Source organism: Pseudomonas sp. NPDC088885 (genome assembly GCF_044750025.1).
GTDB lineage: Bacteria > Pseudomonadota > Gammaproteobacteria > Pseudomonadales > Pseudomonadaceae > Aquipseudomonas > Aquipseudomonas rustica.
In genome coordinates, this window is record NZ_JBIVJB010000007.1 from 98,770 (window position 1) to 113,651 (window position 14,882).

The 14,882-nt window shown below is 58.1% G+C and carries 14 protein-coding genes and 1 pseudogene; 12 read left to right on the top strand and 3 right to left on the bottom strand.

What is annotated here, in order from left to right:
* Positions 1–188 precede the first annotated feature (188 nt).
* From ACIP1X_RS06780 to ACIP1X_RS06805, 6 genes are all read left to right on the top strand, one after another.
* Positions 189–1,199, top strand: coding sequence for a hypothetical protein (locus ACIP1X_RS06780; protein WP_400750521.1), 1,011 nt, complete (start codon positions 189–191; stop codon positions 1,197–1,199).
* Positions 1,200–1,317: 118 nt separating this feature from the next.
* Complete coding sequence (locus ACIP1X_RS06785) at positions 1,318–2,118, top strand: glucose 1-dehydrogenase (protein ID WP_400750524.1); 801 nt, start codon at positions 1,318–1,320, stop codon at positions 2,116–2,118.
* Entirely contained in the window at positions 2,111–3,937 is a 1,827-nt protein-coding gene (locus ACIP1X_RS06790) for a glycoside hydrolase family 15 protein (RefSeq protein ID WP_400750525.1), read from the top strand. Before ACIP1X_RS06785 ends, ACIP1X_RS06790 begins: the two co-directional genes overlap by 8 nt.
* Before the next feature lie 393 nt (positions 3,938–4,330).
* Positions 4,331–4,720, top strand: a complete 390-nt coding sequence (locus ACIP1X_RS06795; protein WP_400750528.1) for a hypothetical protein — start codon at positions 4,331–4,333, stop codon at positions 4,718–4,720.
* Between the two features lie 12 nt (positions 4,721–4,732).
* Positions 4,733–5,365 carry a BRCT domain-containing protein gene (locus ACIP1X_RS06800; RefSeq protein WP_400750531.1) on the top strand — a complete coding sequence of 211 codons (633 nt, stop codon included), beginning with the start codon at positions 4,733–4,735 and terminating at the stop codon, positions 5,363–5,365.
* A gap of 12 nt (positions 5,366–5,377) precedes the next feature.
* Positions 5,378–6,277 carry an alpha/beta fold hydrolase gene (locus tag ACIP1X_RS06805; protein ID WP_400750533.1) on the top strand — a complete coding sequence of 300 codons (900 nt, stop codon included), beginning with the start codon at positions 5,378–5,380 and terminating at the stop codon, positions 6,275–6,277.
* Here the strand turns inward: ACIP1X_RS06805 and ACIP1X_RS06810 are convergent.
* On the bottom strand, positions 6,246–7,229 hold the full coding sequence (locus ACIP1X_RS06810; protein WP_053118818.1) for a GlxA family transcriptional regulator: 984 nt from the start codon (positions 7,227–7,229) through the stop codon (positions 6,246–6,248). The genes ACIP1X_RS06805 and ACIP1X_RS06810 overlap by 32 nt on opposite strands.
* Before the next feature lie 89 nt (positions 7,230–7,318).
* Between ACIP1X_RS06810 and inhA the strand changes: the two genes are divergently transcribed.
* The 3 genes from inhA (at position 7,319) to ACIP1X_RS06825 (ending at position 10,680) form a co-directional block, all read left to right on the top strand.
* Positions 7,319–8,005 (top strand): isonitrile hydratase, encoded by a 687-nt coding sequence (gene inhA, locus ACIP1X_RS06815; protein WP_400750536.1) that lies wholly within the window; start codon positions 7,319–7,321, stop codon positions 8,003–8,005.
* Between the two features lie 215 nt (positions 8,006–8,220).
* Positions 8,221–9,012, top strand: a complete 792-nt coding sequence (locus ACIP1X_RS06820; protein ID WP_400750538.1) for a lysostaphin resistance A-like protein — start codon at positions 8,221–8,223, stop codon at positions 9,010–9,012.
* Between the two features lie 102 nt (positions 9,013–9,114).
* Positions 9,115–10,680 carry a methyl-accepting chemotaxis protein gene (locus ACIP1X_RS06825; protein ID WP_400750541.1) on the top strand — a complete coding sequence of 522 codons (1,566 nt, stop codon included), beginning with the start codon at positions 9,115–9,117 and terminating at the stop codon, positions 10,678–10,680.
* Positions 10,681–10,917: 237 nt separating this feature from the next.
* On the opposite strand, the gene ACIP1X_RS06830 is transcribed toward ACIP1X_RS06825, so the two are convergent.
* Positions 10,918–11,211, bottom strand: coding sequence for a DUF6124 family protein (locus ACIP1X_RS06830; protein ID WP_400750549.1), 294 nt, complete (start codon positions 11,209–11,211; stop codon positions 10,918–10,920).
* 679 nt (positions 11,212–11,890) lie between these two features.
* Between ACIP1X_RS06830 and ACIP1X_RS06835 the strand changes: the two genes are divergently transcribed.
* Positions 11,891–12,037: a hypothetical protein gene (locus ACIP1X_RS06835; protein ID WP_172680093.1), complete on the top strand. Its 147-nt coding sequence runs from the start codon at positions 11,891–11,893 to the stop codon at positions 12,035–12,037.
* A 6-nt stretch (positions 12,038–12,043) separates the two neighbouring features.
* Positions 12,044–12,463, top strand: a complete 420-nt coding sequence (locus ACIP1X_RS06840; protein WP_400750543.1) for a type II toxin-antitoxin system YafO family toxin — start codon at positions 12,044–12,046, stop codon at positions 12,461–12,463.
* A 1,076-nt stretch (positions 12,464–13,539) separates the two neighbouring features.
* Here ACIP1X_RS06840 and ACIP1X_RS06845 read toward each other — a convergent pair.
* On the bottom strand, positions 13,540–14,220 hold the full coding sequence (locus ACIP1X_RS06845) for an alpha/beta family hydrolase (RefSeq protein WP_400750546.1): 681 nt from the start codon (positions 14,218–14,220) through the stop codon (positions 13,540–13,542).
* 95 nt (positions 14,221–14,315) lie between these two features.
* On the opposite strand from ACIP1X_RS06845, the pseudogene ACIP1X_RS06850 reads away from it, so the two are divergent.
* Positions 14,316–14,882, top strand: a pseudogene (locus ACIP1X_RS06850) (cbb3-type cytochrome c oxidase subunit I); the annotation flags it as partial.

The following is a 14,882-nucleotide window of genomic DNA, read 5'->3' on the forward strand; positions in this document are numbered from 1 at the left end:
GTGGGGAATTGTTGGTGGAATGTGAAGGCTTTGCAGTTCATGCCGAGCGCCGTTGGCACCTCGACCATTCGTCGCAAAACCGTGCGCACCTGTCAGGTCTGACAGGTGCGCTTCTCGGGCAAAAAGCGCTTTTATAAACGCTGCTCAATGACAACGACTGATCGCTTCCACCGCCGAAGGAGTTCGCCATGAATCAGCCCACCAACACAGCTCAATCGCGCGCCGCCGTACCGCCCTTTGTTGTCCGCACACTTGTTTGCCCCCCCCCGACACGCATTGATGAAGCGCTGGGCCGGGACGTCAACAAGCGCCTGATGGCATGGATAAAGCGCATAGGTATCTTTGCCGGCAAACAGGAAAAAATTCGCGCGAGCGACTTTGGGCGCTACGCAATGTTGTGTCATGCAGACACCGATGATCCCGACAGATTGCTACTGGCAGCGCAATGTTTCGCGGCGTTGTTCGCGGTGGACGATCATTATTGCGACGATCAATCGTTGGGTGGCTGCCCCGAAAAAGTCGCCGAGAAGTTGTCATTTGCCGTCACCGGAATAGACCCGGTCTACTTGCCTCCCCCCTACAAAAAAGAACTCCTGCAACAGCAAAGGAACGATCCCGTGTTGAGAGGATTGCTCGCGTACATGAAGCGGGTCGCCCATTTCTCCACACCCTCGCAGGTCGCCCGCGTGCGACAAATCACCATCGCCATGTTTGTCGCCATGGCGGCCGAGGGGCCATGGCGTCTCTATGGCACAAAGCCAACCATCGCCGAATATCTGGCCAGCCGGCAGGTCAACAGCTTCTGGCCTTGTCAGGTGCTGATCGATCCCATCGGCGGCTATGAGGTGCCGGCCAATGTCTACGCCAAACCAGAGATGCAACGCGTTTGCGCACTGGCGTCCCTCGCCACCACGCTGCTCAACGACTTGTATTCCGCTTACAAAGAGCACCTCAACGAAACGGGCGATTTCAAACTGCCCTACTTGCTGGCGGCCAAACATGACTGCTCGCTGCAGGAAGCCATCGACAAAACTGCGGATATTCATGATGCGGTCATGCGCGAATACGTGGCGCTGGAACAACGGCTACTGAAAGACGCCGACCCTTTAGTGCGGCGTTACCTGACAGGTTTGACCACGTGGATTGCGGGCAACCAGGAATGGCATAAGCACAGCGCGCGGTATCAAATTCAGGCGTGAGGAAGGTCAAAAGTCCTGTAGGAGCTGCGGCACGCTGCGATCTTTTGATCTCGCCTCTGAACTCTCAACGCCCCAGACCAGTCAGCTAAATAGGCCCTCACTCAAGGCGCGCCATCGCATGCACATCTCCCTCACCGGACAAGTAGCCCTGATCACCGGCGCCAGTTCCGGCATCGGCCACGCGGCCGCCAAAGCCCTCGCCGCTGCTGGTGCTGCGGTGGTCATCAATTACAACCGTCAATCAGAGCCCGCTGAAGCACTGGCCCGGCAGATCATCGCCGACGGCGGTCAGGCGCTGGCCATCGGTGCTGATGTTTCCAAGGAAGCCGATGTCGAACGACTATTCGCCCAATCCCTCGATGCCTTCGGCTCGCTGGACATTCTGATCGCCAACTCCGGGATGCAGAAAGACGCGCCGGCGGTGGATATGTCGCTGGACGACTGGAACGCGGTGATTGGCGTCAACCTCACCGGGCAGTTCCTCTGCGCCCGCGCCGCGCTGCGGATTTTCAATCGTCAGGGCGTCCGCGAAGGGGTCTCCCGCGCCGCCGGCAAGATCATCCACATGAGTTCGGTGCACCAACGCATTCCTTGGGCCGGCCACGTCAATTACGCGGCGTCCAAGGGTGGCGTCGATCAGTTGATGCAAACCCTCGCGCAGGAAGTCAGCCATCAACGCATTCGCATCAACGGCATCGCGCCGGGGGCGATTCGCACGCCGATCAATGCGGCGGCAACGGCCGGCGATGCTGAACAAGAGCTGCTTAAACTGATTCCTTACGGCCGTATCGGTGATGTCGAAGACGTCGCCAACGCGGTGGTTTTCCTCGCTTCCGACGCCTCCGATTACATCGTTGGCACCACCCTGTTTATCGACGGCGGCATGAGCCTCTATCCGGAGTTTCGCGGCAATGGCTGAGCATCACCTGGAACGACAAAGCCCCATCGGCGCCCACGGCATCATCGGCGACATGCGCAGTGCAGCGCTGGTCAACGATCGCGGCAGCGTGGATTTTTTCTGCTGGCCGGAGTTCGACAGTCCGTCGATTTTCTGTTCATTGCTGGACACGCCGGAAGCGGGGATTTTCCAGATCACGCCGGACTTGCCCGATGCGCGACGCGAGCAAATTTACCTGCCCGACACCAACGTTTTGCAAACCCGTTGGCTGAGCGAACGCGCGGTGGTTGAAGTCACCGATCTGCTGCCGGTGGGCGACAGCGAGGATGATTTGCCGGTGCTTATCCGTCGGGTTCGTGTGGTCAGCGGCGAGGCGACTTTTCACGTGCGCTGCGCGGTGCGCCACGATTATGCGCGGGCCGACACGCATGCGCGGATGGATGAGCAAACGGTGATTTTCAGCGCCGAAGGTCAGCCGTCATTGCGCCTGGCTTCGGATCAAGCGCTGCAGATAGACGCCAATGCAGCGGTCGCTTCCTTCACCTTGAAGCAAGATCAAACCGCCGCATTCCTGCTCGGTGGCGAAGACGATCCACGCTTCGAGGAAGGCGCCGCGCAACTGTGCATGGAGCGCACGCTGAAGTTCTGGCGCGACTGGCTTGGCCAGTCGATCTATCGCGGGCGCTGGCGAGAAATAGTCAACCGCTCGGCCCTCGCGCTCAAGCTGCTGACCTCGCGCAAACACGGCGCCATCCTCGCCGCCGCCACGTTTGGCCTGCCAGAAACACCGGGCGGCGAGCGCAATTGGGACTACCGCTACACGTGGATCCGCGATGCTTCGTTTACGGTCTACGCGTTCATGCGTCTGGGCTTCGTCGGCGAAGCCAACGCCTACATGGGCTGGCTGCGCGGACGGGTCAGCGATTGCCACGGGCAACCGATGAAACTCAACATTTTGTACGCCATCGACGGTCAGCAGGAGTTGCCGGAAACCGAACTGGATCATCTGTCCGGGCACGGCGGCGCAAAACCGGTACGTATCGGCAATGGCGCTTACGACCAGATCCAGCTCGACATCTTTGGCGAGCTGATGGACGCGGTGTATCTGGTCAACAAGTACGGTGACGCGATTTCCCACGAAGGCTGGAAGCATGTGCGCGAAGTGGTCGATCAGGTCTGCGAAACCTGGCAGACCACCGATGTCGGCATCTGGGAAATGCGCGGCGAACAGCACCATTTTCTGCATTCACGATTGATGTGCTGGGTGGCGCTGGATCGGGCAATCCGTCTCGCCTCGAAACGCTCGCTGCCGGCACCGTTCGCGCAATGGGATCAGACCCGGCAGGCGATTTACGCCGACATCTGGGACAACTTTTGGGACGAAGAGCGCGGTCATTTTGTCCAATACAAGGGCGGCACCGCGCTCGACGGTTCGATGCTGTTGATGCCGCTGGTGCGCTTTGTCAGTGCCAAGGATCCGCGCTGGTTGTCGACCCTTGAAGCGATTGAAAAACATCTGGTGCGCGACGGCATGGTTTATCGCTATCGCAACGATGACGCCAATATTGATGGACTGTCCGGCACCGAAGGCGCGTTCGCCGCGTGCTCGTTCTGGTACGTCGAATGCCTCGCCCGCGCCGGGCAGGTGGAAAAGGCGCACCTGGAATTTGAACAATTGCTGAGATACGCCAATCCGTTGGGGCTGTACGCCGAAGAGTTCGACAGCCATGGGCGGCATTTGGGCAACACGCCGCAAGCGCTGACGCATCTTGCGTTGATCAGTGCGGCGAGTTTTCTGGATCGCAAATTGAATGGGGAAAAGAGTGAGTGGCAGCCGTGATGTTCGACGGGGACTGTAGGAAATACCCCACAGACATCCGCATTTGTAGGACTGATACCGACATTTAATCAGCCAATGCAAATCCCCTGTGGCGAGGGGATTCATCCCCGATGGGCTGCAAAGCAGCCCCAAAACCATCCAACTCATTTCCCCAGAGGTACCGAGTTTTCTGACTTTGGGGCTGCTGCGCAGCCCATCGGGGATAAATCCCCTCGCCACAAATTCGCATGGCTATGGACTACAGGAGCTCAACATCCGCCGCGTCATCCCTCCCCCACACCCCGCACTCACACCCTGAAATACCCTGTTGCCAGCCGTTACATCCCCCCCTACCATCAAACCCAACGGGCACAGCGGAGCTGTCCAACAAAACCCGAATTTCAAGGAACCGGAATGACCCAACACGTCCAGCGCCCCATCACCTCACCGCTGCGCAGCGGCCTGACCCGCACCCAACTCTGGGAAGACGCCGACAAAGGCCTGATCAAATGCTGGGAAATCGGCCGCCAGCGCGCCACGCGCTTCCCCGACCTCGCCGACAAATGCCTCGCCAACGAACTGCCGGTACTCGGCTGGAAAGGAGGCGTCAGCCGCAGCCTGAAAAAACTCGAAAAATTCGGCTCACTGAAATACCTCGCACAGTGGCAAGGCTTGCGTGGGGAGGATCTGGATATTGATTTGCGGGAGGAACGCGCGCTGACGTGCTCGCGGACGAAAATGGTGGTGACGTTTACACCGGATCGGACGAAGTATTTCAATCAGGTGGCGGAAGCTGAGGCTTAAGGAGAAGCATCAATGGTCGATTTACATCAGGAATTTCAAAACAGCCGTTTCTTTCACGAAGCGCGGATCGACAGGCGTTCGGCCGATGCGCTGGCCGGTATTGCTGCAGGGCTTGCCGCCGACGGCAAGATTAACCAGCAGGAAGCCGAGTTTCTAAAAACCTGGATCGAAACGCACTGGGTGCACCTGGAAGATCCAGTAGTCAATATTCTCTACAGGCGTCTTGAAGGCATGCTTAGCGATGGCGTGCTGGATGCCGACGAGTCTGTGGAATTGCTGGAGATACTTCACCAATTCGCCGGTCTGCCAGTGGGCGCAGCACAAACCTTCAGCATGCCCAACAACCTGCCGCTCGATAATCCAGCCCCGTCGCTGGACTGTGCCGATCGCGTTTTTCTGTTTACCGGTGTTATGGCTTACGGGCCGCGCAAAGCGTGTGAATCGTTGATCGTAGAACGCGGCGGACTGATTGGTGCAGGTGTCAGCAAGAAAACCCACTATCTGGTGATCGGCAGCATCGGTAATGAACAGTGGCTGCACAGCAGCTATGGTACGAAGATCAAAAAAGCCGTTGAGCTAAGAGACAGCGGCGTGCCGATCGCCATCATCAGTGAAGATCATTGGCAGAAGGCGCTGTTCGGATAACAGGAGCCCGGTATGAGTGGAAAAGCGATTCTGTTGTGCAAAACCGCCAGCCTGACCATTGCCTATGAGGTGCATGGCCCGGAAACCGGTGTGCCGGTGATCCTGCTTCACGGTTTCCCCTATTCCCCTCGCGCTTACGACGAGATCGCGCCGCTCCTCGCCGCTCAGGGTTACCGAGTCATCGTTCCGTACCTGCGTGGTTACGGGCCGACTCGCTTCAACGATGCAAAAACACTGCGCTCTGGCCAGCAAGCCGCACTCGCTCAGGATTTGCTGGATTTGATGGATGCACTCTCCATCGAACAAGCCACGCTCTGCGGTTATGACTGGGGTGGTCGCGCGGCATGCATCGTCGCGGCGTTATTTCCGGAACGGGTGCGCGGCCTGGTGACCGGTGATGGCTACAACCTGCAGGACATTCCGAACTCGATTCGACCGCTGGATCCCGAGACCGAACATCGGCTCTGGTATCAGTATTACTTCCACACGCCACGTGGCGTTGAGGGCCTGAAGCAAAATCGTCGGGAGTTTTGTGAATTGCTATGGAAGCTGTGGTCACCGACCTGGTCGCGCAGCGCCGAGCGTTATCCCCTGAGTGCGCCAACCTTCGACAACCCTGATTTCGTTGACGTGGTGATCCACTCCTATCGCCATCGCTTTATGTATGTCGCGGGAGATTCGGCGCTTGAGTCGATGGAAGATTTGCTGACTCGACAACCGGCCATTAGCGTGCCGAGCATTTCTTTGTGCGGCGCCGACGACGGTGTCGGCCCTGCACCACAAGAGGATGAAGACGCGGAGCATTTCACTGGTTTTTATGAGCGGCGCGTGTTGTCCGGTGTCGGGCATAACATTCCCGAAGAAGCCCCCGAACAAACCCTCAAGGCATTACTGGATCTGTTGCAGCACTGACCGAAAACCGCTCGCGATAGGCCTGTGGTGTCACGCCAATCGCCCGCAGAAAACTGCGGCGTAATGTCTCTTCACTGCCAAACCCGCAATTGGCGGCGATGCGTTTGACCGGTAATCCAGTGTCGCCGAGCAATCGCCGAGCGGTTTCAACGCGGATCAATTCGATCGCCCGCGCCGGGGTCTGGCCGGTGTCGGCGCGGTAGTGGCGGACGAAGCTGCGTTCGCTCATCCCGGCTTGTTCGGCGAGGGTCGGGATGCCGAGGTCGCAGGTGAGGTTTTCGGCGATCCACGCGTGCAGTTCATCAAAACGATTGCCCTGATTTTGCAGCGACAAGGTCACGCTGAATTGCGATTGCCCGCCCGGGCGTTTGAGGAACACCACCAGATGCCGGGCGACGTCCAGCGCGATGTCGCTGCCGAGATCTTCTTCGACCATTGCCAGTGCCAGGTCGATGCCGGCGGTGACACCGGCGGACGTCCAAACGGGGCCGTCGTTGATGAAGATCGGATTGGCCTCGACTTGCAGTTTCGGATGTTGCTGGGCCAGTTGCTCGCAACGTGTCCAGTGCGTAACCACGCGGCGACCATCCAGCCAGCCACTCGCCGCCAGCAGAAACGCGCCGGTACATACCGAGGCAACCCGCCGGCATTTCGCCGCATGCTCGCGCACCCAATCCACCAGCGGCACGTCTTCGGCGGCGGGATAAATGCCCCAGCCACCGGCGATGATCAACGTGTCACTCGCCTCTTGCGGCAACGGTTCGGCCAATACCGCCAGCCCCGCCGACGACATCACCGCCCCGCCGCCACTGGCGATCACCGTTGGTGCATAGGGAATCGGCAAGCCGCGCTGGCGGGCGATGTCGTTGGCCGAGGCGAACACTTGCAAAGGCCCGGTAACGTCGAGGATCTGCATGTTGGCAAACGCGAGTACGTGGATGGTTTTGGGCATTTGGCGTAATTCGTGGGGTTATTGGCGTATGCGCCAGAACCTACGCGCCTACAGTGAAGCCGTCCACCCCTTTTCATGGAGCAAGAACGATGACGCTGCAGATCGGTTTTCTGTTGTTTCCGCAGGTTCAGCAACTCGACCTGACCGGGCCTTATGACGTGCTCGCCTCGCTGCCGGACGTGCAGGTGCATCTGATCTGGAAGGATCTGATGCCCGTCACCGCCAGCACCGGTTTGCTGCTCAAACCGACCACGACATTTGAAGATTGCCCGGATCTGGATGTGATTTGTGTGCCGGGGGGTGGCGGTGTCGGCGTGTTGATGGAGGATGAAGCGACGCTGGAGTTCATCAAGCGTCAGGCTGCCCAGGCGAAATACGTCACGTCGGTGTGCACCGGGTCGCTGGTGCTGGGGGCGGCGGGATTGTTGAAGGGTAAACGCGCGACCACGCACTGGGCGTATCACGATCTGCTGCCGACGCTGGGGGCGATTGCGGTGAAGGATCGCGTGGTGCGTGACGGCAACCTGTTTACCGGTGGCGGGATTACGGCCGGGATTGATTTTGCCTTAGTGTTGGCGGCCGAGTTGGTGGGTGCGGATACCGCGCAACTGGTGCAGTTGCAGCTGGAATATGCGCCGGCGCCGCCGTTTGACTCGGGCAGCCCGGAGACGGCGCCGAGCGCTGTTGTCGATGAGGCCCGCCTGCGTGCTGCGCCTTCGTTGAAATTGCGCACGGAAATTACTGAACGTGCGGCGGCGAAACTCAACTTGCGTTAATTCCTGATGGAATACAAATCCCCTGTGGGAGCGGGCTTGCTCGCGAAAGCGGTGTGTCAGATCACAAAGATGTCGACTGATACTCAGCATTCGCGAGCAAGCCCGCTCCCACAGTTTTGATGTGTGTATGGGCAACATGTTCTCGCAGCCTTCACTTGTCCCCACGCCCTCGCCCGTGTAGAAAGCCCTTCCACAAATGTGCACAGGGACTTTCGATGAAGGCTTTGCCATGGCTCTATCTGGCCCTTCTCAGCCTCGGCTACGGTTTGGCGTTGAGCCACGGCCAACTCGGCTGGCTGGCGTTGCTCTCGCTTGGGCTACTGATGTTCGCGGCCTTCGCCGTGCGCCAGCAACAGGTGCCGGTCGGGCGGTTTCTCGGTCACGGTCTGTTCATCGTGCTGGCGCTGGCGTTGGCGCTGCACTGGTTGCCGGGCTTCTCCAGCGCTCGGGTTATCGATCCGCAACGTTTCACCGATGACGCCGTGCCATTCGCGATGTACCTCAATCTCGACAAACCGTTGATTGGCTTCTGGCTGTTGCTGGTCTGCCCGTGGATTGTCGCGCGGCGTTCGTTGCGACTGACGGTCTACGCCACCGTCGTCGCCCTGACCTTGAGCGTGATCCTCGCCCTCGGCGGCGCGGTATTGCTCGGCGTGATCGCGTGGGCGCCGAAGTGGCCCGATCAGGCCTGGCTATGGGTGCTGAACAATCTGCTGCTGGTGACGCTGGTCGAGGAAGCGCTGTTTCGCGGCTATATACAGGGCGGTCTCAGCCGTCGTTTGAAAAACCTGCCTTACGGCGAAAACCTCGCCCTGCTGCTCGCCTCACTGATTTTCGGCCTGGTGCATTTGGGTGCCGGTTGGCAGTGGGTGTTGCTCGCGAGTCTGGCCGGTGTCGGTTATGGCCTGGCCTACCGTTTCGGCGGACTGGGCGCGGCGATCGCTACGCATTTCGGCCTGAATCTGCTGCACTTTGCGCTGTTTACCTATCCGATGCTCGCGGGTTGAAGCAATGGCCGTTTTGCGACGCCATTCTTGAATCTGAAAAATAATTTCAATAAAACGCCGCGACCGCCGACAACCTTTCAAAGCCTTGCGGATTGAAAAACCATGCGTAATAACCAGCCCATCACACAACGCGAACGGACGTTCCCGGCTCAGCAGCGGTTGATTTCCACAACCGACGCCAAGGGCGTGATCACCTACTGCAACGACGCTTTCGTTGAAATCAGCGGGTTTTCGCGTGAAGAACTGATCCGTGCGCCGCACAACCTGGGACGTCACCCCGACGTCCCGGCGGCGGTGTTTTCGCACATGTGGGGCACATTGAAACAAGGCTTGCCATGGATGGGCATTGTCAAGAATCGCTGCAAGACCGGTGACCATTACTGGGTTAACGCCTACGTGACACCGGTGTTCGACGGCAATCAGGTGGTCGGTTACGAGTCGGTGCGGATCAAACCCACCGCCGAACAGATCCGCCGCGCCGAAGCGCTCTACCAACGCATCAACCAAGGCAAGTCGGCGATCCCGTCCAGCGATAAATGGCTACCGGTGCTGCAAGACTGGTTGCCGTTCATTCTGGTCAGCCAACTGAGCTTCGTGATCGGCGCGACCCTCAATTCGCACTGGGGCTTCGCCCTCGCCGCCGGTTTGTCGGTGCCGCTGGGCCTGATGGGCCTGCAATGGCAGCAACGCGGGCTGAAACGCCTGCTGCGTCTGGCCGAACAGACCACCTCCGACCCGCTGATCGCACAAATGTACACCGACAGCCGTGGCGCGCAGGCGCGTCTGGAAATGTCGATCCTCAGCCAGGAAGCACGTCTGAAAACCTGCCTGACCCGCTTGCAAGACACCGCCGAACACCTGACCGATCAGGCCAGGCAATCCGACGTCCTCGCGCACAACAGCTCCAGCGGTCTGGAACGTCAACGCGTGGAAACCGAACAGGTCGCCACCGCCGTCAACCAGATGGCCGCGACCACGCAAGAAGTCGCGAGCCACGTGCAGCGCACGGCTGACGCGACGCAGGAAGCCAATCGCCTGACCGGTCGTGGTCGTGACATCGCCGGGGAAACCCGCGAAGCCATTCAGCGCTTGTCGGTAGTTGTCGGCGAAACCGGCCTGACCGTCACCCAACTGGCCAAGGACAGCGACGAAATCGGCGGCGTGGTTGATGTGATCAAAGGCATCGCCGATCAGACCAACCTGCTGGCGCTCAACGCCGCGATTGAAGCCGCACGTGCTGGTGAGATGGGCCGTGGTTTTGCCGTGGTGGCTGACGAAGTGCGTCAACTGGCGCAACGCACCAGCGAATCGACCGGGCAGATTCACGCCCTGATCGCCAAGTTGCAGCAGACCGCGTCCAGCGCCGTGCAAACCATGGAAGCCGGGCATCGCCAGGCCGAAGAAGGTGTGGCGCGGGTATTGGAAGCGGATCAGGCATTGGTCGGGATCAGTGAAGCGGTGGCTAACATCACCGACATGACCACGCAGATTGCAGCGGCAACCGAAGAGCAAAGTGCGGTGGCGGAAGAGATCAGCCGCAACATCAGCAACATTTCAGAACTGGCGGATCAGACGTCGGAGCAGGCGCACAACTCGGCATTGTTGAGTGAAGAGCTGACGAAGACGGCGAATACGCAGTACTCGTTGGTGGAGCGGTTTAACCGCTAAAAGCAAAAGATCGCAGCCTTCGGCAGCTCCTACATCGATCCCTGTAGGAGTTGCCGCAGGCTGCGATCTTAGATCTTCAAAGCCCGTACGGCGAAAGCTGTTCGGGCTTTTTGTTGCCTGTGCGAAAAGGATGCTGCCAGACAGAACGCTTTCGCGAGCAGGCTCGCTCCCACAGGGAAATACATTCTAAATGTAGGAGGTAGCCTGCTCGCGATGACGCCATAACAGCCAACGACTTTATTGACGCAACTTCAGCTTATCCAGCAACCGATTGACCAGCAGCTCGTTCAGCATGATCACATGTTGCAGCGCCAGCAGTGGCTTACGCTCCGGGCCTCTCACCGAATTGGCGATATTGCCGGCCATGGCATTAGCTGACGACAGTGATTCACTGGCTTCAACGAGCAGCGTTTCGTCATCCACTGTGGGATCGACCAGGTAAATGGGGCGGGACTTAGGTGGGAAGTACTTCGGGATTTCGGGGCCGAGATAAAAGTCGAGCGCGCGGTCGGCGGCGTCTTTTGTCTTCAGAGACTCAAGCGATGGGGCCTACGGGATCGGTTCTACGTCTGGGGTGGCTTTGAACATAAATGAAACTCCAATTCGAAGAATGGGAGCCATCACCCTCGCTACCAAACGGCGGGTGGCGGCCATGCGCGGGTTGGTAGACCGGTCGAATTGGGAAACCCGGCGCTCACGAATGAGCCCCACGCATGCCCACCATACAAAGCGACGCAAAAAATAGACCGCATTGGAGGTGTCGCAACATCCACAACTCAAAACGGGCTACCAAACCCGATCACTGTTTTTCAGTGACAGGGAAACGATATAACCCGGCCTATAGTCGTGTATGCCGGCGGATTCTGGCGTACGCGTAGGTAACGGCGCAAGGCGTTGTAGGCCTTGTGGCGTAACGGTTTGTGTAATTTAAACATCTGTCAGCAATCATGTTTAACAACGCGAAATGCCGAAAAATGTTCAAGCCGTTTTCTGAAACGATTAGACAAAATCGCTCAACCTGAAAATGCATCCCGCGCCATCGCAGCCATCAAATGACGATATTTCAGTGCCTACACATCTGCGCTCCATGTCCTACAACTCGATCAGAATCCGCCGACTTGCCCATCTCTGAGCAGGGTTCTACTGTTTGCCGCTCAAAATTAATTCACATAAGCTGGTCAGCATGAATACACATCCTTCGGAGGCTCCGATGGCCACCACCCGAAAAACCGACAAACCCAACAAAAAAGATGTCCGTGATGAACTGACATTCCTTGATGTTCGGCAAGCCGCGCGTGATGGGCAGAAAGTGTTCGATAAATTTGTGATCACTGGCAGGCTACCTTTTACAAAGTAGGCCTGGATGCCAGCCATCAAAATTTCCACACTTTTTGAACAAATCAATAACTGGAAAAACTTCGCGGCACACTTCTACAACTACAAAATCTGCGACGAATTACCCGCCATTTTCGGGAGAGACGAACGACTCGACCTGAGCGATATGCACCATATTCACCTTGCAAGTAGCCAGACACTTCAGACTCAATGGGCAACAATCAATCGTCAGTACTACCGCACAGCATTGGTGGGTGATCCTGATAACGATTTCTGGCTGATCTATGCCTACGACCCCTTTCGGGATGAGTACCTGCTACTCACAATCACTGGCCCTGACGCCCATAACCGGAGCGAGTGGGGATCTTTTTTGCGCACCATACATTGCGAAATCGTTGAGCCCTGGGTTGTTGGCAGAATCCGCTTTCCGGACATCGATGAGCGATGAACTGCAGGTTTGGGCGTGAGATGGAATAAAACCTTTCTCTACTAAAAGAAAGGTGGCGGCTGTGCGCAGGTTAGTAGACCGGAGGAATTAGCAAGACCGGCGCGCTCGAAAGGGCCCTGAGCACAGCCACCATTGAGTGCAAGCTGATACGCCTGACTAATGGGACTCATGCACCTACTAAAACCATGCGGGCTACTAAACCCGAGCACTGATGGGCAGTGGCAGGGAAACGATATAGCCCGAGTCATGGTCGTGTATGCCGGCGGATTCTGGCGTACGCGTAGGTAACGGCGCAAGGCGTTGTAGGGCTTGTGGCGTAACGGTTTGTGTAATTTAAACGGACTCGAAGGATTACGTTTAAAGACAGGAATGCTGGAGATTGCTCTGGTGGTTTGATGTGGTTTGCCCGAACGCTTTCGCGAGCAAGCCCGCTCCCACACGGATTGAGTACATCTGATAGAGATTCGGCGGGTCGCCATCGCCAGCAGGCTGGCTCCTACAGGGGGATCCAGTGGCTTCAGCAAGAGATTGGTCGGCTATCAGGCCGCCTTCGCGAGCAAGCTCTGCTCCTACAAAAACAAAATCAAAAGATCGCAGCCTTCGGCAGCTCCTACATGGAATTCGCGGCGCAGCCGCCCCATTCAACAGGATGAGCGTTAGCTCGGCTGCTGCTTTTGATTTTGATTTGGATCTTGATCCACAAGCGACATCGGAAGGCTGAGTGGAGGGATTCATCCGGGGGTGGGAGCGCAGCGACCGTTTGGCGCAGCCAAACACATCGAGAGGAGGTGCAGCGCAGCAAACCGGAGGCGATGCGCCCGGATGGAGCCCGGAGCGAAGGAACCCCGAGCCCCAGCGAGCGGGCCGAACGTAGGAGCAAGCCTTTTTGGTTACTTTTTCGGCGTCTGGAAAAAGTGACCCGCCGTAAGGGCGGAACCCTGAGCGGCCGTTACCGCAGCAATGGATATGTACTCAAAAAATATGTCGCAGCTGATATCCATCCCCCTCACCCCAGCCCTCTCCCCCAAGGGGGCGAGGGGAAAGGGAGCCGATCTTTATGCGGTTCGGGATCTCGATTAACCCTTGAGAAACTCGGATACTTTCTGCGCAGCGCTGGCCAAATGCTGCTCATGGGTAAACCCGGAAACCTTCAACGGCTTCAGATCATGATCGCCGGCCGCTAGCCACGTCACCTCAATACTCGGTGACAACGTGTAAGCCTCGACCGCCTCCCGATTGCCAAGCGCATCCCGCTCCCCCTGCACAATCAACGTCCGCGTCTGCAAAGAAGCCAAATGCTCAACCCGAGGCTTCTCCGGCTTCCCCACCGCATAAAACGGATACCCCAGACACACCAACGCATCCACGCCCAATTCGTCAGCCAAAAGACTCGCCATCCGCCCCCCCATCGACTTCCCGCCAATCGCCAAAACCCCAGTGACATGACGTCGCACTACAGCAAACACCTCACGCCAGCACTCCAACAGCTTCGGCGCCGGATTGGGCGGACGTTTACCACCGTCAACCCGCCGCTGCGCCATATACGGAAACTCAAAGCGCAACACGTTAATCCCAAGAGCAGCAAGGCGCCCAGCCATGTCGTTCATCCAGTCGCTGTCCATCGGCGCACCAGCACCGTGAGCCAGGATCAACGTCGCCGCAGCTTCCCCATGAGCAGCATCCCAAAGCCACCCATGATCACGCACGCACTGCGCCCATTGATCCCCGTCAATACTGGCCTTGTGCTGTTTGTCCATGCTTGCCTCGCTTTTAGTCTGCCTATAACTCCAGACGAAGGATTCGCCGCGTCTTTTGCGCGGGCTCACTTCGGCTGAACCGTGGATGGGGAACCATGAACACTTCTATCAGTACCGCCTACAACTACAAGGTGGTCCGCCAATTCGCCATTATGACGGTGGTGTGGGGCATCGTCGGCATGGGGCTCGGGGTTTTTCTCGCGGCCCAATTGGTCTGGCCCGAACTCAACTTCAATTTGCCTTGGACCAGTTTTGGCCGCCTGCGCCCGCTGCACACTAACGCGGTGATCTTCGCGTTCGGCGGCTGCGCACTCTTCGCCAGTTCGTTTTACTCGGTGCAACGCACCTGCCAGACCCAATTGTTCGCGCCAAAAATCGCCGCGTTCTGCTTCTGGGGCTGGCAACTGGTGATCCTGCTGGCGGCCATCAGCCTGCCACTGGGTTACACCAGCTCCAAGGAATACGCCGAGCTGGAATGGCCGATCGACATCCTGATCACCATTGTCTGGGTCGCCTACGCGATCGTGTTCTTCGGCACGATCATGCAGCGCAAAACCAAACACATCTACGTGGGCAACTGGTTCTTCGGCGCGTTCATCATCACCGTGGCGATTCTGCACATCGTCAACAACCTTGAGTTGCCGGTGAGTTTCACCAAGTAG

Bases quoted from the DNA above. Each gene is read 5' to 3' on its own strand.
- inhA (WP_400750536.1), top strand. From the start codon at position 7,319: ATGACGCTGCAGATCGGTTTTCTGTTGTTTCCGCAGGTTCAGCAACTC.
- ACIP1X_RS06825 (WP_400750541.1), top strand. From the start codon at position 9,115: ATGCGTAATAACCAGCCCATCACACAACGCGAACGGACGTTCCCGGCT.
- ACIP1X_RS06835 (WP_172680093.1), top strand. From the start codon at position 11,891: ATGGCCACCACCCGAAAAACCGACAAACCCAACAAAAAAGATGTCCGT.
- ACIP1X_RS06790 (WP_400750525.1), top strand. From the start codon at position 2,111: ATGGCTGAGCATCACCTGGAACGACAAAGCCCCATCGGCGCCCACGGC.
- ACIP1X_RS06785 (WP_400750524.1), top strand. From the start codon at position 1,318: ATGCACATCTCCCTCACCGGACAAGTAGCCCTGATCACCGGCGCCAGT.
- ACIP1X_RS06780 (WP_400750521.1), top strand. From the start codon at position 189: ATGAATCAGCCCACCAACACAGCTCAATCGCGCGCCGCCGTACCGCCC.
- ACIP1X_RS06820 (WP_400750538.1), top strand. From the start codon at position 8,221: ATGAAGGCTTTGCCATGGCTCTATCTGGCCCTTCTCAGCCTCGGCTAC.
- ACIP1X_RS06800 (WP_400750531.1), top strand. From the start codon at position 4,733: ATGGTCGATTTACATCAGGAATTTCAAAACAGCCGTTTCTTTCACGAA.
- ACIP1X_RS06795 (WP_400750528.1), top strand. From the start codon at position 4,331: ATGACCCAACACGTCCAGCGCCCCATCACCTCACCGCTGCGCAGCGGC.
- ACIP1X_RS06840 (WP_400750543.1), top strand. From the start codon at position 12,044: ATGCCAGCCATCAAAATTTCCACACTTTTTGAACAAATCAATAACTGG.
- ACIP1X_RS06845 (WP_400750546.1), bottom strand. From the start codon at position 14,220: ATGGACAAACAGCACAAGGCCAGTATTGACGGGGATCAATGGGCGCAG.
- ACIP1X_RS06805 (WP_400750533.1), top strand. From the start codon at position 5,378: ATGAGTGGAAAAGCGATTCTGTTGTGCAAAACCGCCAGCCTGACCATT.
- ACIP1X_RS06810 (WP_053118818.1), bottom strand. From the start codon at position 7,229: ATGCCCAAAACCATCCACGTACTCGCGTTTGCCAACATGCAGATCCTC.